General features: G+C 74.4%; 26 protein-coding genes, 1 tRNA gene and 1 other RNA gene. 17 read left to right on the top strand and 11 right to left on the bottom strand.

What is annotated here, in order from left to right:
* Positions 1–2 precede the first annotated feature (2 nt).
* From AC1C2W_RS00175 to AC1C2W_RS00190, 4 genes are all read right to left on the bottom strand, one after another.
* Positions 3–650: a LytR C-terminal domain-containing protein gene (locus AC1C2W_RS00175; protein WP_495388376.1), complete on the bottom strand. Its 648-nt coding sequence runs from the start codon at positions 648–650 to the stop codon at positions 3–5.
* Between the two features lie 49 nt (positions 651–699).
* On the bottom strand, positions 700–996 hold the full coding sequence (locus tag AC1C2W_RS00180; RefSeq protein WP_495388375.1) for a type II toxin-antitoxin system VapB family antitoxin: 297 nt from the start codon (positions 994–996) through the stop codon (positions 700–702).
* Between the two features lie 112 nt (positions 997–1,108).
* Positions 1,109–1,870 carry a methyltransferase domain-containing protein gene (locus AC1C2W_RS00185; RefSeq protein ID WP_495412044.1) on the bottom strand — a complete coding sequence of 254 codons (762 nt, stop codon included), beginning with the start codon at positions 1,868–1,870 and terminating at the stop codon, positions 1,109–1,111.
* A 147-nt stretch (positions 1,871–2,017) separates the two neighbouring features.
* Positions 2,018–2,102: transfer RNA gene (locus tag AC1C2W_RS00190), tRNA-Ser, on the bottom strand.
* Between the two features lie 174 nt (positions 2,103–2,276).
* Here AC1C2W_RS00190 and ffs point away from each other — a divergent pair.
* The 4 genes from ffs (at position 2,277) to AC1C2W_RS00210 (ending at position 5,570) form a co-directional block, all read left to right on the top strand.
* An RNA gene (ffs, locus tag AC1C2W_RS00195) (signal recognition particle sRNA small type) lies at positions 2,277–2,373 on the top strand.
* A gap of 434 nt (positions 2,374–2,807) precedes the next feature.
* Positions 2,808–3,695, top strand: coding sequence for a MetQ/NlpA family ABC transporter substrate-binding protein (locus AC1C2W_RS00200; protein ID WP_495388373.1), 888 nt, complete (start codon positions 2,808–2,810; stop codon positions 3,693–3,695).
* Between the two features lie 106 nt (positions 3,696–3,801).
* Positions 3,802–4,911: a methionine ABC transporter ATP-binding protein gene (locus AC1C2W_RS00205; protein ID WP_495388372.1), complete on the top strand. Its 1,110-nt coding sequence runs from the start codon at positions 3,802–3,804 to the stop codon at positions 4,909–4,911.
* A complete protein-coding gene (locus tag AC1C2W_RS00210) occupies positions 4,908–5,570 on the top strand; it encodes a methionine ABC transporter permease (RefSeq protein ID WP_495412045.1) in 663 nt (220 codons plus the stop codon). The genes AC1C2W_RS00205 and AC1C2W_RS00210 overlap by 4 nt, the downstream gene beginning before the upstream one ends.
* Positions 5,571–5,719: 149 nt before the next feature.
* On the opposite strand, the gene AC1C2W_RS00215 is transcribed toward AC1C2W_RS00210, so the two are convergent.
* From AC1C2W_RS00215 to AC1C2W_RS00230, 4 genes are read right to left on the bottom strand one after another with little or no spacing between them, the layout of a single operon-like run.
* Positions 5,720–6,508, bottom strand: a complete 789-nt coding sequence (locus tag AC1C2W_RS00215) for a hypothetical protein (protein ID WP_495412046.1) — start codon at positions 6,506–6,508, stop codon at positions 5,720–5,722.
* Positions 6,505–7,269 carry an ABC transporter ATP-binding protein gene (locus AC1C2W_RS00220; RefSeq protein WP_495388369.1) on the bottom strand — a complete coding sequence of 255 codons (765 nt, stop codon included), beginning with the start codon at positions 7,267–7,269 and terminating at the stop codon, positions 6,505–6,507. The genes AC1C2W_RS00215 and AC1C2W_RS00220 overlap by 4 nt, the downstream gene beginning before the upstream one ends.
* Positions 7,262–7,816: a TetR/AcrR family transcriptional regulator gene (locus AC1C2W_RS00225; protein ID WP_495388368.1), complete on the bottom strand. Its 555-nt coding sequence runs from the start codon at positions 7,814–7,816 to the stop codon at positions 7,262–7,264. Before AC1C2W_RS00225 ends, AC1C2W_RS00220 begins: the two co-directional genes overlap by 8 nt.
* 29 nt (positions 7,817–7,845) lie before the next feature.
* The gene (locus AC1C2W_RS00230; protein WP_495412047.1) at positions 7,846–8,382 is read right to left on the bottom strand and encodes a hypothetical protein; all 537 of its coding nucleotides are present in this window, start codon (positions 8,380–8,382) and stop codon (positions 7,846–7,848) included.
* Between the two features lie 74 nt (positions 8,383–8,456).
* Here AC1C2W_RS00230 and AC1C2W_RS00235 point away from each other — a divergent pair, with 74 nt between their 5' ends.
* From AC1C2W_RS00235 to AC1C2W_RS00250, 4 genes are read left to right on the top strand one after another with little or no spacing between them, the layout of a single operon-like run.
* Positions 8,457–8,981, top strand: coding sequence for a MarR family winged helix-turn-helix transcriptional regulator (locus tag AC1C2W_RS00235; protein ID WP_495388366.1), 525 nt, complete (start codon positions 8,457–8,459; stop codon positions 8,979–8,981).
* A 45-nt stretch (positions 8,982–9,026) separates the two neighbouring features.
* On the top strand, positions 9,027–11,804 hold the full coding sequence (locus AC1C2W_RS00240) for a DNA polymerase III subunit gamma and tau (RefSeq protein WP_495412048.1): 2,778 nt from the start codon (positions 9,027–9,029) through the stop codon (positions 11,802–11,804).
* Position 11,805: 1 nt separating this feature from the next.
* Positions 11,806–12,249, top strand: a complete 444-nt coding sequence (locus AC1C2W_RS00245; protein ID WP_495388364.1) for an NUDIX hydrolase — start codon at positions 11,806–11,808, stop codon at positions 12,247–12,249.
* Positions 12,246–12,650, top strand: a complete 405-nt coding sequence (locus tag AC1C2W_RS00250) for a VOC family protein (RefSeq protein WP_495388363.1) — start codon at positions 12,246–12,248, stop codon at positions 12,648–12,650. The genes AC1C2W_RS00245 and AC1C2W_RS00250 overlap by 4 nt, the downstream gene beginning before the upstream one ends.
* A 74-nt stretch (positions 12,651–12,724) precedes the next feature.
* On the opposite strand, the gene AC1C2W_RS00255 is transcribed toward AC1C2W_RS00250, so the two are convergent.
* Positions 12,725–13,240, bottom strand: a complete 516-nt coding sequence (locus AC1C2W_RS00255; protein WP_495412049.1) for an NUDIX hydrolase — start codon at positions 13,238–13,240, stop codon at positions 12,725–12,727.
* Positions 13,241–13,584: 344 nt separating this feature from the next.
* On the opposite strand from AC1C2W_RS00255, the gene AC1C2W_RS00260 reads away from it, so the two are divergent.
* From AC1C2W_RS00260 to AC1C2W_RS00290, 7 genes are all read left to right on the top strand, one after another.
* The gene (locus AC1C2W_RS00260; protein WP_495388361.1) at positions 13,585–14,550 is read left to right on the top strand and encodes an ABC transporter ATP-binding protein; all 966 of its coding nucleotides are present in this window, start codon (positions 13,585–13,587) and stop codon (positions 14,548–14,550) included.
* Positions 14,547–15,395, top strand: coding sequence for an ABC transporter permease (locus tag AC1C2W_RS00265; protein ID WP_495412050.1), 849 nt, complete (start codon positions 14,547–14,549; stop codon positions 15,393–15,395). The genes AC1C2W_RS00260 and AC1C2W_RS00265 overlap by 4 nt, the downstream gene beginning before the upstream one ends.
* 41 nt (positions 15,396–15,436) lie before the next feature.
* Positions 15,437–16,693, top strand: a complete 1,257-nt coding sequence (locus AC1C2W_RS00270; protein WP_495388359.1) for a sensor histidine kinase — start codon at positions 15,437–15,439, stop codon at positions 16,691–16,693.
* Complete coding sequence (locus tag AC1C2W_RS00275) at positions 16,690–17,295, top strand: response regulator (protein ID WP_495388358.1); 606 nt, start codon at positions 16,690–16,692, stop codon at positions 17,293–17,295. Before AC1C2W_RS00270 ends, AC1C2W_RS00275 begins: the two co-directional genes overlap by 4 nt.
* 19 nt (positions 17,296–17,314) lie before the next feature.
* The gene (recR, locus tag AC1C2W_RS00280) at positions 17,315–17,914 is read left to right on the top strand and encodes a recombination mediator RecR (RefSeq protein ID WP_495388357.1); all 600 of its coding nucleotides are present in this window, start codon (positions 17,315–17,317) and stop codon (positions 17,912–17,914) included.
* A gap of 62 nt (positions 17,915–17,976) precedes the next feature.
* Positions 17,977–18,546 (top strand): DUF5063 domain-containing protein, encoded by a 570-nt coding sequence (locus tag AC1C2W_RS00285; RefSeq protein ID WP_495388356.1) that lies wholly within the window; start codon positions 17,977–17,979, stop codon positions 18,544–18,546.
* 21 nt (positions 18,547–18,567) lie between these two features.
* Positions 18,568–19,350: a TSUP family transporter gene (locus tag AC1C2W_RS00290; protein WP_495388355.1), complete on the top strand. Its 783-nt coding sequence runs from the start codon at positions 18,568–18,570 to the stop codon at positions 19,348–19,350.
* Positions 19,351–19,362: 12 nt separating this feature from the next.
* Here AC1C2W_RS00290 and AC1C2W_RS00295 read toward each other — a convergent pair whose 3' ends face one another.
* Positions 19,363–19,821, bottom strand: coding sequence for a MarR family winged helix-turn-helix transcriptional regulator (locus tag AC1C2W_RS00295; RefSeq protein WP_495412051.1), 459 nt, complete (start codon positions 19,819–19,821; stop codon positions 19,363–19,365).
* Positions 19,822–19,925: 104 nt separating this feature from the next.
* Here AC1C2W_RS00295 and AC1C2W_RS00300 point away from each other — a divergent pair, with 104 nt between their 5' ends.
* A complete protein-coding gene (locus AC1C2W_RS00300; RefSeq protein ID WP_495388353.1) occupies positions 19,926–20,303 on the top strand; it encodes a VOC family protein in 378 nt (125 codons plus the stop codon).
* A 13-nt stretch (positions 20,304–20,316) separates the two neighbouring features.
* Here the strand turns inward: AC1C2W_RS00300 and AC1C2W_RS00305 are convergent, their stop codons facing one another.
* Positions 20,317–21,219: an alpha/beta fold hydrolase gene (locus AC1C2W_RS00305; protein ID WP_495412052.1), complete on the bottom strand. Its 903-nt coding sequence runs from the start codon at positions 21,217–21,219 to the stop codon at positions 20,317–20,319.
* Positions 21,220–21,331: 112 nt separating this feature from the next.
* Here AC1C2W_RS00305 and AC1C2W_RS00310 point away from each other — a divergent pair.
* The coding region (locus tag AC1C2W_RS00310) for an AfsR/SARP family transcriptional regulator (RefSeq protein ID WP_495412053.1) at positions 21,332–22,986 on the top strand (1,655 nt) is incomplete at its 3' end.

Genomic DNA, 22,986 nt, shown 5'->3' on the forward strand with positions numbered 1-22,986 from the left:
CGTCAGGCCTCGGCCTTGGCGCTCCGGGCCGGCTCCTCGCGGGTGATCGGCGTGATGTCCGCGGCGGGCAGGCATGCCGCGACGTCCTCCATGGGCCGGTCGGCCGCGAGCAGCACGCGGTCCTCGGCCAGGGGCGGGCTGTACCGGTTGCCGACCAGCAGGTCGACGGCGGCACCGTCGCGGTCGTCGAGCACCAGCCGCACGTCGGGGTACTGCGCCGCGAGCGCGTAGGCGCGGGTGATGCCCTTGACGCCGAAGCGGATCTCGGACTGCTCGACCTGTCGGCCCATGTCACCCGTGGCGATGACGTCGAACCCGCGCTCGACGAGCACCTCCTGGTTGGCGTTCGCGACGCCGCCGGTCTCGGACGCGTTGTACACGCGCACCCGGATCTTCGAGTACGGGACCGGGAGGGCGCCGTCCGGCTGTCCGTCGACCTGGGGGAGGCACGGCTCGGGCTGCGGCACCTCGGCGACCGGGGTGTAGACGGGGCGGGAGAACGGAGAGCTGAACGCGCCGGAGTACATCGCGGCCGCGGCCAGGCCGGCGATCAGCAGGAAGGCGATGAGGAGCCCGAAGACGACAGCCTGACGCTCGTGTTCGCGCTTGCGGCGCGTCACTCGTACCGGGTCAGGAGCTGGTGAGGTCACGCGACGAAACTACCTGAGTTCGCTGGATTGTTCGTGGAATCGCGTCGGGTCAACGCAGGACCAGCACGCGGGCGTGCAGCACGGGCCGCTGCTGCAGGGCGGCCCGGACGGCGCGGTGCAACCCGTCCTCCAGGTAGAGCACGCCCTTGTACTCGACCACGTGGGCGAAGAGGTCGCCGTAGAACGTGGAGTCCTCCGCGAGCAGGTGATCGAGGTCGAGCGTGCGCTTGGTGGTGACGAGCTCGTCGAGGCGCACCTGGCGCGGGGGTACGTCCACCCAGTCCTTGGGGGTGACGCGCCCGTGGTCGGGGTAGGGACGGCCGTCCCCCACGGCCTTGAAGATCATGGCTGCCATCGTAGGGGCCGGCCCGCGCGGGCCCGCGCGGTTGCCTCGCGATACGGACACGATGTCGTCACGATCCCGTCACGACCGGGGTCGGCGCAGGGTCGACGCGGCGTCAGGCGGGGCGGCGGAGCTCGATCAGGTGGCGGGCCGAGTGCGCCACGAACGGGCCGTCGCGGCGGATGCGCTCGTGGAGCGCGCGCAGCTCCGGCCGGTAGGCGTCGACCGTGAAGCCGGGCACCATCCACACCACCTTCCGCAGGAACCACGCGACCGCGCCGACGTCGAGGAACTCGATCCGCAGCCGTTCGGCGCGCAGGTCGACCAGCTCGAGGCCGGCCTCGCGGGCGGCGGCGACCTCGTCCTCGGGGTCACGGCCGCGCCGCGCGTCCTCGGGCAGGGGCCCGAGGAAGAACTCGACGAGCTCGATGACGCTCGCCGGTCCCACGTGCTGGGCGAGGTACGTTCCGCCCGGTCGCAAGACCCGGGCGATCTCGGTCCAGCGGGGGACGACGGGGTGCCGGCTCGTGACGAGGTCGAACGCGGTGTCACCGAAGGGGAGCGGCGAGTCGTCGTCGTGCGCGACGAGGGCGATGCCGCGCGGGTGCAGCCGGGCGGTCGCCGCCGTGACGTTCGGGGGCCACCCCTCGGTGGCGACCTGGAGCCGGGGGAGCGACGGCGCCGCGGCCAGCACCTCCCCGCCGCCGGTCTGCAGGTCGAGCGCGGCGCCAACCGTGCCCAACCGTTCATGCAGGAGGCGGGAGAATCCCCAGCTCGGGCGCTCCTCGGTGGCGCGCCCCTCCAGCCAGGAGAAGTCCCAGCCGGACATCGGTGCGGCGTCGGCCTCGGCGACGAGCTCGTCGAACGTGCGGTCCATACGGCCCATCCTCCCGGCGCGAGCAGGCGGTTGCTACCGGATTATCGCTCGCGAGCGGCCGATTGCGGGAGCAACCGCCTGGTCGGCACCGCCCGGGGAGACGACGACGGGCCCGGTCCACTGGTGTGGTCCGGGCCCGTCGGTCGGCGGAGGATGGGGGATTCGAACCCCCGAGGGCGTGAACCCAACACGCTTTCCAAGCGTGCGCCATAGGCCGCTAGGCGAATCCTCCTGGTGCACGGCCGGCGTCGTGCGCAGGCAGCCTCAGCACAATAGCCGACGCAAGCCTTGGCTCCGAAATCGACGCGGTGACGCCGGTTGAGCCTGTCGAAACCGCCCGCTCGGTTTCGACAGGGTCAACCGGCGCCCGGTTTCGGGACCGGGCGGGGTCTCGGTTAGGCTGTCTGCAGACCCCTCGTGCGGCACCATCTCGCCGAACTCCCCCAGGGCCGGAAGGCAGCAAGGGTACGTGAGCTCTGGTGGGTGTGCGAGGGGTCCTTTCATGTCCCGAGCCGGAGCTGCCTCGGGGCCGCTAACCCCCGTCTCGCGGCAGTCACGCCGTGCGCCACGTCACAGAATCCACGATGTGGACGGTTTTTCGTCCGAACAGTGAGATTCCCTGGTTCCGGCTTGGTGGACGCCGGTTCCGGGTGGTCCTCTTGTGAGCATGCCCCGCATCGCTCCCGCAGCTTCGTCGACCGCGCGCACCCGCCGCCGCGGCGACATGTGCTGCCGTGCGGCCCTCGTGGGGCGAATGTGCCAGTCCCGCTGACCTCCTGTTGACGTCACCCGCCGGACGACGGCGCCTGCCGTCACCCCGCTCCCCGCGTCGCCCCGGGGGACCTGCTCTTCGTGCCGCCTCGAGCTGATGGCCGTGGCCGCCGCACCCACCCGCCTCACCGGCGCCGTACCCGGCGCCCGCCCGGAAGGACCACCCATGTCCCGCAGCACCCGCACCCGCACCGTCACCTGGGCCGCGATCACCGCGGTCGCCGCGCTCACCCTCTCCGCCTGCGGCGGCGGCGCCTCGGGCGACGACGACGGCCCCCTCCGCGTGGGCGTCGTCGGTGCCTCCGACGACAAGTGGGCCGTGTTCGAGCAGCAGGCCGAGGCCGAGGGCCTCGACATCGAGCTGGTCGACCTGCAGGACTACACGCAGGCCAACCCGTCCCTGTCGCAGGGCGAGCTCGACGTCAACCAGTTCCAGCACCTGCAGTTCCTCGCCGGCTACAACGCCGACGCCGACGACGACCTGACGCCGATCGGCGCCACCGCCGTCTACCCGCTGGGCCTGTACTCGGAGAAGCACGACTCGCTCGAGCAGATCCCCGACGGCGGCGAGGTCGCCGTGCCGAACGACCCGACCAACCTGGCCCGCTCGCTCCTCGTGCTGCAGGAGGCCGGCCTCATCGAGCTGAAGGACGGCGGCAGCGCCGTCTCGACCGAGGCGGACGTGCTGCCCTCCTCGAAGGTCACCGTGACCCCGGTCGCGGCCGAGCAGACCCCGATCCAGCTGCAGTCGGTGGACGCGTCGATCGTCAACAACGACTTCCTCGCGGACTCCGGCATCGACCCGGACTCGGCGCTGTTCCAGGACGACCCCGACTCCGACGCCGCCGCCCCCTACATCAACGTGTGGGTGGCGCGCGCCGAGGACGCCGACGACCCGGACCTGCGGAAGCTTGCGGAGATCTCGCACTCCGACGAGGTCGTCGCCGCCGAGCAGGAGGCCTCGGACGACACCGCCGTCATCAAGGACAACTCGCCGGAGGAGCTGCAGGAGATCCTCGCGGGCCTCGAGGACGACATCAGCTCGTCCTCCTGACCCCACGACGACGGCCGGGGGCGCGTGGCCTCCGCGGCGCGCCCCGGCTGCCGTGCCGGGCAGGGCGGACACAGTGGATGAGGACGGACCAGTGAGGACGGACCAGGTGAGCGAGACCACGGCCGGTGTCCCGGCGATCGAGCTGCGCGGGGTGTCGAAGACCTTCGGAGATGGCGCCGGCGCCGTGCACGCCGTCGACGACGTCTCGCTGACGGTGCGGCCGGGCGAGATCTTCGGCGTCATCGGCTACTCCGGCGCCGGCAAGTCGACGCTGGTGCGCCTCGTCAACGCGCTCGAGACGGCGACCTCCGGCCAGGTGGTCGTCGAGGGCACGGACGTCACCGCCCTGCCCGAGCGGAAGCTGCGCTCCGTGCGCGCCCGGATCGGCATGATCTTCCAGCAGTTCAACCTGCTGGCGTCGCGCACGGTCGCGGGCAACATCGCCTATCCGCTCAGTGTGGCGCGCTGGTCCAAGGAGAAGCGGGTCGCGCGCGTGGCCGAGCTGCTCGACTTCGTCGGCCTGGCCGACAAGGCGAAGTCGTACCCGCGACAGCTCTCCGGCGGCCAGAAGCAGCGGGTGGGCATCGCCCGGGCGCTCGCGACGTCGCCCACCATCCTGCTCGCCGACGAGGCGACGTCCGCCCTCGACCCCGAGACCACCCGCGACGTGCTGGCGCTGCTGCGCCGGGTCAACGCGGAGCTGGGCATCACGATCGTCGTCATCACGCACGAGATGGACGTGGTGCGCTCTATCTGCGACCGCGTCGCCGTGATGGAGAGCGGCAAGGTCGTGGAGGTGGGCGACGTCTACGACGTCTTCTCCGCCCCGCAGGCCGACGCCGCCCAGCGGTTCGTCGGCACCGCCATGCACGACCGGCCGTCGCCCGACGCGCTCGCCCGGCTGCGCGAGCGCCACCCCGGCCGCCTCGTCACCGTCGGTGTGCGCGAGGGCGTGAGCACGGGGACGGAGCTGTTCCGGCTCCTGCGTGAGCACGAGGTCGACGGGGCCGTCGTCTTCGGCGGCATCAGCGAGGTGAGCGAGCGGCCGTTCGGGTCGCTCACCGTCGAGCTCGTCGCCCCCGACGACAGGATCGCGGCGTTCCTCGCCGCGCTGCGCGAGCACGCCGACATCGTCGACCTCGGCACCGCAGAGCGCCCGGTGGGCGACCCGCGTGCCCGCCTCACCCGTGACGGCAACCTCGGAGGCGCCCGATGAACCGCGACTGGTCCACCCTGTGGCCGCTCCTCTGGGAGGCGTTCGGCCAGACCCTGCAGATGGTCACCATCGCGCTGCTGACCGGCGGCATCGCCGGCCTGGCGCTGGGGCTCGCGCTCTACGTGACCCGGCCGGGCAACCTGCTGGCGAACCGTGCGGTGTTCGGCGTCCTCAACGTGCTCGTCAACATCGTGCGGCCCATCCCGTTCATCATCTTCGTGACGCTGCTGGGGCCGGTGACCCTGGAGGTCGTCGGCACGACGCTGGGCACGGAGGCGTTCATCTTCCCGCTGTCGGTGATGACGGCGTTCGGCACGTCGCGCATCGTGGAGCAGAACCTCGTGGGCATCGACCCCGGCGTCGTCGAGGCCGCCCGGGCGATGGGTGCCTCGTCGTGGCGCATCATCACGACCGTCCTCGTGCCCGAGGCGCTGGCCCCGCTGATCCTCGGCTACACGTTCTTGTTCATCGCCGTGCTCGACATGTCCGCGATCGCCGGGCTCATCGGCGGCGGCGGCCTGGGTGACTTCGCGCTGCGGTACGGCTACCAGCGCTACAACTGGATGGTCGTGCTGGTCACCGTGGCCGTGATCATCGTGATCGTGCAGGTCGTCCAGTGGTTGGGGAACAAGCTGGCGCGCACGGCGCTGCACCGGTGACGCCCACGCCTGAGGTCTGGCGCCCGCCGGGAGCGACCGGCATGATCCGGGCATGCCCGACCGCATCCTGCTCGAGCCGGGGAGATGCGCTGCGTGCCTGTCCTGTACACAGCCTGGTCGTGACGCACTGACGTCGCGGCGCAGGTCCGTCAGACGTCGGTGAGGCGCCGCCACTGCAGGACGACGAGCAGCACCCCCGCCGGGGCGACGGCACCGGTCAGCGCTAGCGAGGCGCCGCTGATGCCGGCCGCTGCCTCCGGTCCGCCCGTGCCGGCCCACAGGGACGGGACGGCGTAGGGGAACCACGCGCCGGCGCCGACCAGCACGACGACCTGCGTCAGCGCGACGACGCCGATCAACGCCCCGACGGTGGCGAGCGGGCTGCGGGTCGCGGTCGCGACGGCGGCGAACGGCAGCGTGAGGCCGGCACCGAGCAGGCCCGCCGTCAGGGCGCGGCTCGCCGCGGCCCACGCCGTCGGGCCGAACGGTGCAGACACCGACGCGGCGGCGACCGCCGACGCCCCGACGGTCAGTGCCACCGCCGCGACGGCGCACGCCGCCACCCAGCCGAGCACCACGAGCCCCCGCGCGAGGGCGAGCGTGCCACGCGGCGTCGCGAGGCCGAAGTACGCGCCCGCCCGTCCGTCGGCGAGGGGCTGCCCGAAGACCGAGGCGACGGCGAATCCGCCGGCCACGAGGACCGCGACGGCGAGCACCTGGCCCGCCACGACGAGGTGTGTCGTCGCGAGGTCGCCCGTGGAGTAGTCGGACAGCTTGGCAGCGCCCGCTCCGTCGACGGCGCCCGACCGGGCGAGCGCCACCATGCCGACCGAGGCGAGCGGGACGAGCGCGACGAGCAGCGGCGTCGCGAGGCGCTGCACGGTCGATCGGCGCCAGGCGAGGGCCTCGACGCGCAGTGCGGTGCGCAGGGTGCTCATGCGGCGCCCCGCGTGCTCGCCGTGCCTGACGTGCCCACGGTGTCAGCCGCGAGGACCAGGTCGAAGAACCGGCGCTCCAGCTCGGCCCCGCCCGGGTCGAGCGACCCCACGACCCGGCCGTCGTGCACCGCCAGGACCCGGTCGGCGACGCGGGCCACCTCGTCCAGGTGGTGGCTGGAGACCAGTACGGCCGCACCGGCGGCAGCGCGTTCCCGCACGAGCTCGCGCACCAGGACGACGCCGCGCGGGTCGAGGGCGGACGTGGGCTCGTCGAGGACCAGCGCGGCCGGGGAGTGCACGACCGCGCACGCCACGCCGAGCCGCTGGGCGTTGCCGAGCGACAGGGCCAGCGCGCGCACGTGCGCCCACGCGGTGAGGTCGAGGCGCTCGGCAGCGGATGTCGCCGCGGCGCTCGGCCCGGCACCCGACCCGGCGCGGGTGACCCCGTGCAGGTCCGCCGCCACGCGAAGGTTCTCGACGACCGTGAGTGCCGGGTCCATCAGGGCTGCGCCCACGACGTGGCCGAATCTACGGGCCGCGTCGGTCGGCAGCCGCGCCGGGTCGTGACCCAGCACACGCGCGGTGCCCGACGTCGGGCGCAGGCGGCCGGTGAGCACACGCAGCGCCGTCGTCTTGCCCGCGCCGTTGAGGCCGATCATCGCGACCACCTCGCCCGGTGCCACGGCGAGGGACATGCCTGTCAGCGCCCGGCGCTCGCCGAAGGCGTGGTGGACGCCGTCGAGCTGCAGCGCGTCAGGCATGCAGCACCTCCAACGCGCGAGTGACCGTGTCGGCGAGCGAGGTCGCGGCGTCGGCGCGGGCGAGAAGCGCGGCGGTGCAGGCGCCCAGGCACGCGGCGGCGGTGACGGTCGCGTCGAGGCGCGGCACGCCGTCGGCGACGAGCCGGTCGGTGATCGCCCGCTCGGTCGCGGCGGTCGCCATGACGACCGCGGCCCGAAGGCGCGGGTTCCCGGCGACGAGCGCCACCCTCCGGTGCGCGGTGGCGTCCTCCGTCGGCGTGATGTCGCGAAGTGCGGCCAGCATGCCCCGACGCACGCGCTCGAACGGCGGCAGCTCTCGAGGCTGGGCGCCGACGGTGTCCGCGATCAGCGGGTCGTACGGGTCGCTGACGAGGACTGCGTCCTTGGTCGGGAAGTGCCGGAAGAACGTCATCTCCGTGACGCCCGCGGCGTCGGCGACCTGAGCGACCGTCGTCGCGTCGTAGCCGCGGACCTCGAAGAGGTCGAGCGCCGCGTCGAGGATGCGGGCCCGGGTGCGCAGCGCACGGGGCGAGGTGAGGGTCGGCACCGGCCCACCCTAGCCCAAATGTGAGTCACTCACTTTTGTGAGACAGCGGCCGTCGAGAGGGCGAGGCTGCCGACTCCGCCGAGGATCGCGACCTGGGCGATCGTCGTCATCCAGATCATGACGAACGGGATCACGGTCACGTTCTTGATGGCGAGCTCCCAGGAGAGGAACGTCGCGCGGGAGCCCTCGTCGAGCGCCCCGGCGATGGCGTCGGGGATCACCTTGGCGACGACGGTGAGGAGCACGAGCAGCACGCCGCTCGCGACGAGCATCCCGGCGTGCGCGTGGACGAACCGCGACAGCCGCGGGCCGACCTGCGACCACGCGACGTCCGACCCCGCGAACAGGGCGCGGACCACCCAGGCCAGGAACAGCAGGCGGACGGCGGTCGTGAAGACCTCGCCGGGCACGCCCCCGGCCCAGGCGAAGCGCTCGTCGCCGCCGACCGCGAGGAAGCGCTGCGCGGAGGCGAGGACGCCGAGGCCCGCGACGACGAGGTAGTGCCGACCGGTGAACGAGAGGGCCTGGCCGAACACGGTCCAGGCCTCGTGGATGGCGATGTGCATGACGACTCCTTCTTAGTTCGGCCTACTGAATGATTCAGTAGTCTAAACTATCTGGTGTGGTGGAGGATAGAGGGGTGACGGACGAAGACGGCACCGAAGACGGCACCGCGGCGGACGGGCCCGACACGGCAGGGACGGCGCTCGGGACGGAGCTCAGCGACGCCGTCGTGCTGTTCCACGACGCGGTCGGCTCGCTGCGCGGGCTGTCGGCGGGTGACCACAAGGCGCTGGGGATGCTGCGACGGGACGGGCCGATGTCGGCGACCGACCTCGCGCACCGCACCGGCCTGAGCGCGGGGGCCGTGACGGGGCTGGTCGACCGGCTGGAACGGGGCGGGCACGCGCGGCGTGAGCGCGACCCCGCCGACCGCCGCCGCCTGGTCATCGCGGCCACCGCGGAGCCGTCGCCGGAGGTCGCCGAGGCGTTCGCGGGCCTGGGGGAGGGTATGGCCGGGGTGACGGCGCAGTTCACCCCGGACGAGCTCGCCGTCGTCGCCCGCTGGGTCGAGCTCACGACGGCCACGCTGCGCGAGCAGGTGGACGAGATCGCCCGACGCCGGTCGTCGGGCGCGTCGCCGGGCGCGTCGTCCGAGGGCTGAGGACGGTCCACGTGGCTGTCGGTCCGGGCGTCTAGAGTTGCCGGGGTGACCACCGCTCTGTATCGCCGCTACCGGCCCGAGACGTTCGCCGAGGTGATCGGCCAGGAGCACGTCACCGCACCGCTCATGCAGGCGCTGCGCAGCGGGCGCGTGAACCACGCCTACCTGTTCTCCGGGCCGCGCGGCTGCGGCAAGACGACGTCGGCCCGCATCCTGGCGCGCACGTTGAACTGCGCGCGCAACACGCCGGAGAACCCGATCGACACGCCGTGCGGGGAGTGCGACTCGTGCGCCGAGCTGGCGCGCGGCGGCTCCGGCTCGCTCGACGTGGTCGAGATCGACGCGGCCAGCCACAACGGCGTCGACGACGCGCGCGACCTGCGCGAGCGCGCCACCTTCGCCCCCGCGCGCGACCGGTACAAGATCTTCATCCTCGACGAGGCGCACATGGTGACGCCGCAGGGCTTCAACGCCCTGCTCAAGATCGTCGAGGAGCCGCCCTCGCACGTGAAGTTCATCTTCGCGACGACGGAGCCGGACAAGGTGATCGGCACCATCCGCTCCCGCACCCACCACTACCCGTTCCGGCTCGTCCCGCCGGACGTGCTGGGCCCGTACCTCGAGCAGCTCACCGCGGCCGAGGGGGTCGAGCTCGCCGCCGGCGTGGTGCCGCTCGTGACCCGCGCCGGCGGCGGCTCCGTGCGCGACTCGCTGTCGGTGCTGGACCAGCTCATCGCGGGCGCGACGGGCGGCGTGGTGGGGTACGACGCCGCCGTCGGGCTGCTCGGCTTCACGCACGCCACGCTGCTCGACGACGTCGTCGACGCCCTCGCGGCGCGCGACGGCGCCTCGATATTCCGCGTCGTGGACCAGGTGGTCGCGACGGGGCACGAGCCGCGCCGGTTCGTGGAGGACGTGCTGGAGCGGCTGCGCGACCTCATCGTCATCGCCGTCTCCGGCGACGCGGCCGAGGCCGTGCTGCGCGGGCTGCCGGCTGACCAGCTCGAGCGGATGCGCACGCAGGCCGGGCGCCTCGGCGTGGCCGAGCTGTCGCGGGCCGCGGACCTGGTCAACGGCGCGCTCACGGAGATGACGGGTGCCACGTCGCCCAGGCTGCACCTGGAGCTCCTGTGCGCCCGGCTGCTGCTGCCCGGGGCCGACGACGGCGCGCTGGGCCTGGCCGCGCGGATCGACCGGCTCGAGCGTGGCGCCGCGGCTGGCGGCGGTCTGGCGACAGCGTCGCCCGGCGGCGGCTCGGACTCGGCGGGGGGTCCGCGCGACCCCGCGCCGTCCGCCCCGACGGCCGGCGGCCTCAACGGCGCCGCCGCCGCGCGCGCGGCGCTGGAGGCCAGCCGTCGCACGGACGCCGCAGCGGAGAGCGCCCTGGCGCCGGCGCCTGCTCCTGACGCCGCCCCCGCCGCCCCGGTGACCGAGGAGCCCGCCCCGCGGGTGCCTCCCGGGGCGAGTGCGCCGGACGATGACGCCGCGCCGGTCGATGACGCTGCTTCGGTCGACCACGCGGCTGACGGCGACGCTGCGCCGGTCGAGGACGCGCCGGAACCGCGCGAGCCCAGCGCCGAACCGGCGGCCGCGGAAGAGACCCTGGCTGACGCTGACCCTGCCGCGAGCACAGGCGCGGAGCCCGCCGACGACCGGTCCGACACGCCGCCCGCCGCCTCGGCGCCGAGCGCCCCGGCCGACGCGGCGGCCGAGCCCCCTGCTGCTTCCACGACGCCCGCGGCGTCCGATCAGGGCACGACGGCCGAGATGGTCCGCCGCCGGTGGGACGAGGTCGTCGCCAACATCGGCAGCCCGGTGACGCGGGCGCTGGTGGGGCCCAACGCGCAGGTGGTGTCCCTCGACGGCGGCGTCCTGCGGCTCGGCTTCGCGGCCTCCGGGATGGCCCGCACGTTCTCGCAGCCCCGGCACGTCGACGCCGTGAGCGACTCCGTCTACCAGACCCTCGGCGTGCAGGTGCGCGTCGAGGCCACCGTCGACGAGGGGCGCGACGGCGGCGGCGCCACACCGTCCTTCGGCGGACAGGGCGGCCCGCCGCCCACCGCCCCGCCGACCGCCCCGCCCGCCGCGGGGTCCGCCCCGCCGGCTCCGACGGCTCCGCCGGCCTGGCCCGGCCCGGGAGCGTCCGATGCCCCGGACGACGGTGGCTGGCCCGACGTGGCACCCAGGGGGTCGAGCGCGGGATCCGGAACGACGCCCGTCGGCACCGTCTCGGCCGCCAGCGCGCCCGACGCCGGACCGCGCGCGTCGGCGAGCGTCGCCCAGGGCGGCGGGGGAGTGGCCGTCGTCGAGCGCCCGGCCCCGCCCGCGCGGGCGGACGTCGACGAGGCGGACGCCGCCTGGCTCGCAGGCACGCCCACCGCCGAGCCCGTGGAGTGGGCGCGCGAGCCCGCGCCCGGCTCGATGCCTGACGCAATCCCCGAGTCGATCCCGGAGGCCCAGCCCGACACCGGCTCGACGCCCGACGCCGCGCACGCCCCGGACGAGTCGGCCGGCCCGCCGCCGCCGTGGGCGCAGGAGCCGGCGGTCAGCGCGCCGTCGGCGCCCGCCGCCCCGGCGGCGCCGAGCGGCCCGGCCGTCCGGGAGACGCCGCGCCAGGCGGCCGAGCGTCGGGTGCGCGAGGCGCAGCAGTCGGGTGGACGGCCGTCCACCCGTGCCCGCGGGTCCGCCGCCGACGTCGCGCCGATGGACGACGAGCGGTCCGCCGACGACCCGGACATCACGTCGTCCGGGCTGATGGGGGTCCCGCTCGTGGTCCAGGTGCTCGGGGGCAAGGTCATCGACGAGATCTCGGAGCAGCCCTGACATGACCGCGCGAACCACCACGACGCTGCACATCGTCGCGGCCGTCATCGTGCGCGGCGACGGCCGCGCGCTGCTCGTACGCAAGCGGGGCACCAGCGCGTTCATGCAGGTGGGCGGCAAGATCGAGCCCGGTGAGGACCCGGTCGCCGCGCTGGTGCGCGAGTGCGCCGAGGAGATCGCCCTCGCCGTCGACCCGGCCGGCGTCCGCCCGCTGGGCCGACGCGCCGCCGTCGCCGCCAACGAGCCCGACCACGTCGTCGACGCCCACGTCTTCACGCTCGACCTGCCCGCCGGCTTCGACCTGCGGGTGCAGGCGGAGCTCGCCGAGCACGTGTGGGTGGACCCGGCCCGCCCGGTCACGACCCACCCGATCGCGCCGCTGTCCGTCGACCTGCTGGCAGAGCTCGTCGCACCGACCGGGGACGACGCCTCGGGAGCCGCGTGACCGTCGGCGCGCACCGCGGCGCCGTCCACCACGTCGAGCTGTGGGTGCCGGACCTCGCCCGCGCGGAACGGTCGTGGGGCTGGCTCCTCGGAGCCCTCGGATACCAGCCGTTCCAGACCTGGGAGCACGGCCGCTCCTGGCGGCTCGGCGCGGCCTACGTCGTCGTCGAGCAGAGCCCGGCGATGACCGCCGACGCGCACGACCGCCGTCGTCCGGGGCTCAACCACCTCGCCCTGCACGCCGGCACCCGCGAGCAGCTGGACGCGCTCGTCGACGCGGCCTCCGCCCACGGCTGGAGCCTGCTCTTCGCCGACCGGCACCCGTTCGCCGGCGGCCCCGAGCATTGCGCGGCCTACCTCGTCGACGAGGACGGCTTCGAGGTCGAGCTCGTCGCACGGTGAACCTGCCGAGCTACCTCGCGCTGTCCTGCACCACCTCGAGCAGGGTCGCCAGCACCTCTCCGTCGACGGTGGCTCTACCTCGGCAGGGTGTCGAGCCAGATCGAGAGGTTGGCGACGCTGTCGGGCATGAACGGCAACTCATCCAGCATCTCGAGCAGGCGGGCCGGGGTGACCCACGCGCCCCAGGCGACCTCCTTCGGCTGCCAGGTGATCGGCCCGTCGTAGGTGCACTCGTAGATGAAGCCGTGCATCCGCGTGTGCTCGTCCGCGTAGTCGGCCACGCCGAGGGGTACGAGCTCGACGCCGGTGGCGCCGAGCTCCTCGGCCAGCTCGCGCCGCGCGGACTCGAGAGGGTCCTCCCCGGCGCGCAGCACGCCGCCGGCGCAGAAGTCGTACCGGCCGGGGTAGAGGTCCTTGGTGTCGGTGCGGCGGTGCACATAGACGTCGCCGGCGGTGTTGCGCACGACGACGGCAGTCGCGGCGTGCCGCAGGTTCTCCGTGCGTACCCGCGACCGGCGGGCGCTGCCCGTCACGTTCCCGGCCTGGTCGTACAGGGCGACGATCTCGTCGGTGTCTTCTCCGGGTGCCATGCGGACATCCTGCCCCGCGGCAGGCTCGAACTACCTCGCGCCGTCTCGAACTACCTCGCCGAGATCGGGACTACCTCGCGGGGTGTGTGCACCCCCGCGTCCCGGAAGGTGAGACTTCCCGGCTGGCCCTCGCCATCCCCGCCGAGCGTTCCTCACTTCCCCGCCATGCACGCGCTCGTGAACGATCTCCGTTCCCCGGGCACCACGTGGCTGGTCGGCTTGCCGTCCGACGTCGCGAAGCACGGGGCGTCGTGACAGATGTCATGGCCCCCCCGTGCGCGGTTCACGGGAACCGGTGAGCGGCGGCACTACCTGCGGCGACGCGCCCCCACGAGGCTGGGGTCATGACTTCGGAACCCATCATCAACGTCCGCGGGGCGCGGCGGCGGTACGGCACCTTCGAGGCCGTCCGCGGGGTCGACCTCGACGTCCGTCGCGGCGAGCTCGTCGCGCTGCTGGGCTCCAACGGCGCCGGCAAGACGTCGTTCGTCGAGCTCGTGGAGGGGCTCGCCCCGTCCGACGGCGGGACGGTCCGCGTGCTGGGCCATGACCCCTACCGCGAGCGGCGCAAGGTCGTCGGCTCGCTCGGGATCATGCTGCAGAGCGCGGGCTTCTCCGGCGACCTCACCGTCGTGGAGACCGCCCGCACCTGGGCCGGCACGCTCACCCGGCCGCGCCCGGTCGACGACGTGCTCGCCGCCGTCAACCTCTCCCACCGCGCCGACGTGCGGGTCGCGAGCCTGTCGGGCGGCGAGAAGCGTCGCCTCGACCTGGCCCTCGCGACCATGGGCGACCCCGAGGTGCTGTTCCTCGACGAGCCCACCACCGGCCTCGACCCGGAGAGCCGCCGCGCCACCTGGCGCCTGGTGCAGGACATGCTCGCCGCGGGCACCACCGTGCTGCTCACCACCCACTACCTCGAGGAGGCGGAGGAGCTCGCGGACCGCATCGCGATACTCCAGGACGGCCGCATCGTGCGGACCGGGGCCGTGGCCGACATCGTCGCCGGCGAGCCCGCCCGGCTGGAGTTCGTGGTGCGGAACACCGGCGGCCGCGCGGTCGTGCCCACGGCGGCCGACCTGCCGGCGCTCGCCGGCGCCGTCGGCACGCCCGACGTCGACCACACGGGCCGCCTGCGGCTGCGCACCACGAGCCTGCAGGACGACCTGTTCACCCTGCTGCAGTGGGCCGACGCCCGGCAGCTGCGCCTTGACGACCTGGATGCCCGGTCCGCGTCGCTCGAGCAGGCGTTCCTCGCCATGGACGACGCCGGCACCGACCGGATCGACACCTCGGAGGTGGCGGCATGACCACGACGACCCCGACCGCGTCCCGGCGGGCGACCCCGCCCCCGGCACGGCGCGTCAGCCTGCGCCGGGTTTCGACGCTGGCCCGCGCGGAGCTCCGCCTGCTCGTGCGCAACCGCACGGCCCTGTTCAACGCGCTCGCCCTGCCGCCCCTGACCGTCGCGCTGGCCAGCGCGCTCGGCGGCATCGGTGGCGGGACGGACGCAGGTTCGGGGGTCCAGGGCGCGGTGCTCCTGAATCTCCTGGTGTTCATGGCGCTCGCGTTCGTCGTCTACTACAACCTCACGGTCGCGTACGTGGCGCGCCGCGAGGAGCTGGTGCTCAAGCGCTACCTCGTGGGCGAGTGCTCGAAGGCGGAGATCCTCGCCGGCGCCGCCGTCCCGGCCCTCGCGGTCGCGCTGGCGCAGACCGTGCTGGGCATCGTCGCGGTGTCGGTGTTCCTCGAGCCGCCCCCGTTCGTGAACCCGCTGCTGATCGTGGTGGCCGTGCTGGGCGGGGCCGCGATGCTCACGGTGCTCGCGGCCGCGACGTCGGGCCTGTCGCGGACGGTCGAGTCCGCGCAGCTCACGACCCTCCCGCTGCTGATCGTGGCGATGCCGTTCGCCGGCCTGTTCGGCGGGCCCGGCGCTTCCAGCGGGGTGCTGACCACCGTCGGCACGTTCACGCCACTGCGCCCGATCACCGACCTCATGCTGCTCGGGGCGGGCGGCATCGACCCGGACGGCCGGGTGCTGACCTTCGGCGAGACGTTCGCCGCGGCGGGCCTCCCCGTCGCCGTCCTGGCCGCCTGGACCGTGCTCGGCCTGCTCGCGGCGCGCCGGTGGATGCGCTGGGAGCCGCGTCGGTGACGAGCCAACCCGGCCGGGGCGCGTCGTGGCAGGCTGTGCCCGTGAAGACCGCCCACCCGCCTACCGCGCTCCTGGCCGGAGGCGCGCGCGGGGTCGAGATGTACACCCGCGTCAGCCTGTACCTGTTCGTGCTGCTCGAGCCGTTCTTCTACCTCTACGCGGTCGTGGCGGTGTCGAACACCGAGGCGGAGCTGCCCGGCACCGGCGCGACGATCACCCTGGTGGCCCTCGCCGCGGCACACGTCGGGCTCTGCCTCGCGACCGTGCACGCGGGGTTCGACGGGCCGCTGGTGACCGGGCGACGGCCGCGGCCCGTCGTCGTCGGCCTGCTCCTGGCGACGTGCGCCGTGGTGGTGACCGCGGTCGTGGTGCTGCCGCCGTCCGCCGGCGGTGGGATCATCGACGACCCGCGCACCGCGATGATCGCCGTGTGCGGGGGCGCCACCCTCGGGGCGCTTGCCGTCGCGCTCCGGATCCGCGCGGTGGCGCTGGCGGGGCTCGCGGTGCCGCTCGTCGTGGTTGTGGTGCGGCTCGCCACCGGTACCGGCGCCGGGCAGGCCCCCGGGGCCGTCGCCTTCGCGGTGCTGACGTACCTCTTCGTCCTGTTCTGGGCCGGTACGTTGCGACTGTCCATGTGGATACTCGAGGTGGTGCGCGAGCTCGACGCCGCGCGGCAGACGTCGGCACGGCTCGCGGTCGCGGAGGAGCGGCTGCGCATCGCCCGGGACATGCACGACGTCGTCGGCCGCGCACTGTCCGCCGTCGCGGTGAAGTCCGAGCTCGCCGCCGCGCTCGCGCGCAGGGGGGACCCGCGGGGCGCCGACGAGATGGACGAGGTGCGCACCCTCGCGCACGACTCGCTCCGCGAGGTGCGCGGCGTCGTCGCTGGCTATCGTGCCGCCGACCTGGCGACCGAGCTCGACGGCGCCCGGTCCGTGCTGCGCGCCGCCGGGGTGTCCGTGCGGGTGGTGGGCGACGTGCCGGACCTCGCGGCCCCGCAGGCCGACGCGCTCGCGTGGACCGTGCGCGAGGCCGTGACGAACATCGTGCGGCACTCGGCCGCCCGGGAGAGCCGGATCGATCTGAGTGTGCAGGAGGGGACGGGAGAGATGGTGCTGAGGGTGAGCAACGACGGCGCCCGGGCGGGAGTCGCCGGGGTCGCCGGGCTGGAGGGCGGCGCCGGGCTCGTCGGGCTGCGTGAGCGGCTCGCCGGCGTCGGGGGTGCGCTCGACGTCGCGGCCGACGACGACCGTTTCGTCCTCACGGCCCGGGTGCCCGCCGGCGGGGAGGCCGCATGATCCGCGTGGTGCTCGCCGACGACGAGGCGCTGATCCGCGACGCGGTCGCGCAGCTCCTGGACCTCGAGGACGACCTGGAGATCGTGGCGGTGGCGGGCGACGGGCCGGAGGCCGTGGCGACGATCGAGCGGCACCGGCCCGACGTCGCGGTCCTCGACCTGCAGATGCCGGGCGCCAACGGAATCGAGGTCGCCGAGACCGTGCGTTCCTCCGTGCCCGAGTGCGGCGTCGTGATCGTCACGAGCCACGGACGGCCCGGCTACCTCAAGAAGGCGCTCGCGGCCGGGGTGTGCGGCTTCCTGCCGAAGTCGGTCTCCGCGGCAGTGCTGGCCGGCGCGGTGCGGCAGGTCGCGGGCGGCGGGCGGTACGTGGACCCCGAGCTGGCCGCCGACGCGATCTCCGCCGGCGACTCGCCGCTGACCCCGCGGGAGGCGGACGTGCTCGAGCTCGCCGCCGACGGCGCTCCGGTCGAGGAGATCGCCGAGCGCGCCTCGCTGGCTCCCGGGACGGTGCGCAACTACCTCTCCTCCGCGGTGGCGAAGCTGGGGGTGGCGAACCGGCACGAGGCCGTGCGGCTCGCGCGGGCCAAGGGATGGGTCTGAGCCCGTAGGCTGACCCCTTGTGTACGAGGGCGCAGTCCAGGACCTGATCGACGAGCTCGGCCGCCTTCCCGGCGTCGGGCCCAAGAGCGCGCAGCGCATCGCGTTCCACCTGCTCGCGGCCGACACCTCGGACGTGCGCCGGCTGGCCGACGCGCTCACCGAGGTCAAGGCGCGCGTGCAGTTCTGCGAGACGTGCGGCAACGTCGCGGAGTCCGCGATGTGCCGCATCTGCGCCGACCCGCGCCGCAGCGTCGACGTGATCTGCGTCGTCGAGGAGCCCAAGGACGTGGTCGCGATCGAGCGCACGCGCGAGTTCCGCGGCAAGTACCACGTGCTCGGCGGCGCCATCAACCCGATCGACAACGTCGGCCCCGACGACCTGCGCATCAGCCAGCTCATGTCCCGTCTGGCCGACAACACGGTCACCGAGGTCATCCTCGCCACCGACCCGAACGTCGAGGGCGAGGCCACGGCCACGTACCTGTCGCGCCTCATCGCGCCGATGGGTGTGACCGTCTCTCGTCTCGCGTCGGGCCTGCCCGTCGGGGGAGACTTGGAGTACGCGGACGAGGTCACTCTCGGACGTGCTTTCGAGGGCCGGCGGGTCGTCGGCGGCTGATTCCCCGCTGGTCGAGCCTGTCGAGACCCGACGGCCGCCGGCACGACGAAGGAGGCAGCATCGTGGGCGAGATCGAGGCCAGCTCGGAGTTCCGGGACGTCGCCGAGCAGATGTCGGCGCAGGCACGCGTGTTCCTGTCGACGACGACGCAGGTGGCGTCCGGTGCCGCGCCGGGGGCCGAGCTCTCCCTGCTCATCCTCGCGACGTCGGACCTGCTGGCCGCGGGCGCGCGCCTCGCGGCGATCGTCGACGTCGTGCCCGCCGAACGCTTCGAGCCCGACGCCGGCCCAGAGACCGACGTCGACCCGCTGCGCGACGCGCTCGCGAAGATGTTCGACGGCTTCGACGACTACGTCGAGGTGTCCGACCCGGCGCTGAACGCCGAGGTCACCCCGGCCACGATCTCCGGCGACCTGGCCTGCGTGGCCGAGGAGCTCGCCAAGGGGCTGCAGCACTTCGACGACGGGCACGAGCTCGAGGGGCTGTGGTGGTGGCAGTTCAGCTACCTGTCGTCGTGGGGTGAGCGTGCGTCGTCGGCGTTGCGCGTGCTCCAGGGCGTGCTCGCGCACCTGCGGCTCGACGTCGAGGACGACGTCGCCGCCGAGGCGGAGTACGACGCGCTGCACTCTTGAGCGGCGTGGCAAAATTCGCGCGTGCCTGACCTCGACGTCCTGACGATCGTCCTGCTCGTCCTCGCCGGACTGACCGCCGGCTGGGTCGACGCGGTGGTGGGCGGCGGCGGGCTGATCCAGCTGCCGGCGCTGCTGCTGGTGCCGGGGATCTCGCCGGTGCAGGCGCTCGCGACGAACAAGCTCGGCTCGATCATGGGCACGTCGACCAGCTCGATCACGTACTACCGGCGGGTGGGGCCGGACCTCACCACCGCGGGGCCGATGGCGATCGCGGCGCTGGTCGGGGCGTTCGGCGGGGCGGCGCTGGCGAGCCGCATCCCCGCCGACCTGTTCAAGCCGATCATCCTCGTCGTCCTCGTCGTGGTGGCCACCTACACGGTGCTGAAGCCGAAGCTCGGCGCGCACGACAACCTGCGCTGGGAGGGTAACCGGCACCGCTGGACCGCCGCCGGCATCGGGCTGATCATCGGCGCCTACGACGGGCTGCTCGGCCCGGGCACCGGCACGTTCCTCGTGATCGCGCTGGTGAGCGTGCTGGGCTACGCGTTCCTGCCGGCGTCCGCGCTCGCGAAGATCACCAACTTCGCGACCAACCTCGGCGCCCTGCTCTTCTTCGTGCCGCACGGCGCGGTCATCTGGGGGCTGGGCCTGATGATCGGCGCCGCCAACCTCGTGGGCGCGTACATCGGCGCCCGCATGGCCGTGGCCAAGGGCAGCGCGTTCGTGCGCGTCGTCTTCGTCGTCGTGGTCGGCGCGCTCATCGTCAAGCTCGGGTACGACGTCGTGCACGAGTGGACCGCCTGAGCCCTCCGCCGGTCAGGCGTCGAGCGCGCGCACGATCCGGTCGAGGTCGTCGAGCAGGGCGGCCAGCCGCGTCCCGGGGATGCCGGCGACCATGCGGGCCTCGACGGCATACACGGACTCCTGAGCGGACCTCAGCCGGCGCTCGCCGGCGTCGGTGAGGCGCACCGGGCGGGCGCGGCCGTGGTCGACGACGTCGGGACGCGTCGTCAGCCCGGCCTCCTGGAGCCCGCGGAGCACGAGGTTCATCGACTGCCGGGTGACGAAGGTGGCGCGGCCGAGCTCGGCGTTGGACAGCCCCGGGCGCAGCGCGAGGACCTCGAGGCACGAGTACTGGGGCACGGTCAGGTCGTGCTCGCGCAGCGCGGCGTCGAGGGCGCCGCGCAGTGCGGAGTGCGCGCGCTTGAGGCGGTAGCCGACGTACTCGGTGACGTCGGGGGCGGGGTGCGGGGAGACCGGCTGCGGCGATGGCATGTCAACATATTGACACATGACCGCGCCGGTCGTAACGTCGTGGGTGTCAGCATCCTGACATCGGTGCTCCGAGAGCACCGTCCTGAGATCGACGGAGGAACATCATGTCCGCCAGCGCCCCCACCGTGACCGGCCTCGACTTCCTGGCGCTGCAGGTCCGCGACGTCGACGCGGCCGCGGCCTTCCTTGAGCAGCACCTCGGGCTGCGCCGCACACCGGCCGCCCCGCCCGGCGCCGTCGTCTTCGCCACCGAGCCAGTCCCGATCGCGGTCCGCGAGCCGCTGCCCGGCACCGACCTCGACGCCGGCCGGCCCGGCCTCGGCGTCGCGCTCTGGTTCGCCACGTCCGACGCCGTCGCGCTGCGCGACGGACTCTTGGCGGCCGGTGTCGAGGTGCTCACACCCGTCGCGGACACGCCCTTCGGCCCCACGTTCTCCTTCGTCGGCCCCGAGGGGTACGTGCTCACCGTCCACGGGGCGTGAGCGCCGCCGGCCGTCAACGGGCGAGCAGGTCGCGCAGGGTGGCCAGCACCTCCTCGGGCGCGCTCTCGGCCATGAAGTGCCCGGCCGTCGTGGTGCGGTGGTCGAGGTCGGGCGCCCACGCGCGCCACAGACCGGCGGCGTCGTAGCGGAGCATCGCGCCCCAGTCCTGCTGCACGACGGTGACGGGCATGGCCAGGCGGCGCCCCGTGTCGCGGTCGGCGCGGTCGTGCTCGACGTCGATGCCGGCCGACGCCCGGTAGTCGGCGACGATCGACGGCACCGCCTCCCGCGACCGGCGCAGGTACTCGGCGCGCACCTCGTCGTCGAACGGTGCCGGGGTGCCGGGCGCGGTCCACGCGTCGAGGAAGTGGCCGAAGAACCGGTCGGCGGTGGCGGCGATCATGGCCTCCGGGAGGCCCGGGGGCTGCGCCATGAGGTACAGGTGGAACGCGACCGCGGCGTCCGCGCCGTGCAGCACGTCCCACATGTCGAGGGTGGGCAGCACGTCGAGCGTCGCCAGGTGCGTCACGACGCCGGGGTGGTCGAGGCCCGCGCGGACGGCGACCAGCGCGCCGCGGTCGTGACCCGCGAGGGCGAACCGGTCGACGCCGAGCTCCGCCGCGAGCCGCACGACGTCGCGGGCCATGGTCCGCTTGGAGTACGTGTCACGAGAGGCCTCGGCGGGCTTGTCGCTGGCGCCGTAACCCCGCAGGTCGGGGACGATCACCGTGTGGTCGGCGGCGAGCGCGGGCGCCACGTGGCGCCAGCACAGGTGGGTCTGCGGGAAGCCGTGCAGCAGCACGACTGCCGGGCCGGAGCTGCGCCCGGAGCCGCCGACGGCCGCGTGCAGCGCGACGCCGTCGTCGACGGTGACGCGCACGTCGTCGAAGCCGGGGATGGTGGGAGAGGGGGTCATGGCTGCTCCGTCGTTCTCGGGAGTGGTGTTCGGGGTGACACGCTCAGACTCGACGGTGCCGATGAGCGCTGGATGAGCAACCGGACGAGCAGCGGTGGAGCAGGGGGGGCGGATGCTGACGATCGGCGTCCTGGGGCCCGTGACGGCCTGGGGCGACGACGGCGCGGAGCTCGCGCTGCGCGGGCCGCGGCACCGTGAGCTGCTCGCGCGGCTCGTCGTCGCCCGGGGCCGGGTGGTCGGCCTCGCCACGCTGGTCGACGACCTCTGGGCGGACCCGCCCGACGGCGCTGTGGGGGCGGTGCGCACGTTCGTCGCGGCGCTGCGCCGCGCGCTCGAGCCGGACCGTGCGCCGCGCGCGGCGGCCCGGCTTCTCGTGACGCAGGGGCCCGGTTACGCCCTGCGACCGCCCGCCGGCGCGGTCGACGCCGACGCCTTCGAGCGCCTCGCCGGGGAGGCCGCGCGGCTGCCCGCCGCCGCGGCCCTCGGCCGGCTGGATGCCGCGCTCGGGCGGTGGCGGGGCGAGGCGTACGCGGGGATCGACGCTCCGTGGGCGGCCGCCGAGCGCGCGCGGCTCGAGGACCTGCGGCTCGGGGCCGTCGAACGTCGCGGGGAGGCGCTGCTCGCGCTGGATCGTGCGGCCGACGCGGTCGCGGGGCTGGAGCGGCACGTCGCGACCCAGCCCTGGCGCGAGGAGGGCTGGCGGCTGCTCGCCCTGGCCCTGCGCGCCGAGGGCCGGCAGGCCGACGCCCTGGCCGTGCTGCGTCGGGCGCGGCGGGCGCTCGCCGATGAGCTCGGTCTGGACCCGGGCCCGCGGCTGGCGGAGGCCGAGGCGCGGATCCTGCGCCAGGAGGCCGGCGACGGCCCCGACCTGTGGGCGCAGGCCGCCGACACGTTCGCGCGGACGACGTCCGGCGGCGGTGCCCGGCTCGAGCAGTCGGCCGCGCTGCTCGGGTCGGCGGCCGTGACGGGCGGGCTCGCCGAGGCCCGCGACCAGCGCCTCGCCGTGGTGCAGGCCGCCGAGCGGCGCGGGGACCCGGCGCTCACCGCCCGCGTGCTCGACGCGTTCCACGTGCCGAGCGTCTGGCCGGTCCCCGACGACCCCGCCGAGTCGGCGGCCCTGGCGCGAGTCGCGGACCACACCCTGCGGGAGCTCGGGGCCGGCGCCTCGGACCGCACGCGCTCGCGGCTGCTCGCCGTCCTCGCCACGGAGCTGCGCGGCGCGCGGGGGAGCGTCGGGCACGCGGCGGCCCAGGAGGCCGTCGAGCTCGCGCGCCGGGCCGGCGACCCCGCCACGCTCGCGCGGGCGCTGGGTGCGGCGGCCCTGCACGCCTGCGGGCGCGCCGGGCTCGCGCCGGTGCGGGACGCCCTCGGCGCCGAGCTCGTGGACGTGGCCGCCCGGGCGGGGTTGGCGACGGACGAGATCCTGGGCCACCTGGTGCTTGTGCAGGCCCGCTCCGCGCTCGGGGACGTGGCGGGCGCCGGCGGGCACGCCGCCTCCGCGCGGCGGCTTGCGGCCGACCACGAGCGCCCGCTGGTCGAGGTGCTCACGTCGTGGTCGGACACGGTGCGCGCCGCGGTCGAGCGCGTGCCCGACGCCGAGGTCGAGGACGCCGTGCGGGCGGCCGCCACCGGGCTGGCGGGCACCGGCATGACCGGCCTCGAGTCCGGGCTGGAGGCGCTGGCGCTGCTGTGCCTGCGGGTGGGGCGCGGCCGCGGGGGGGGGGGAGGAGGACTGGTGTCCCCCACCACTGGACCCCCCACAGCATG

The organism is Isoptericola sp. Y581 (assembly GCF_059445475.1).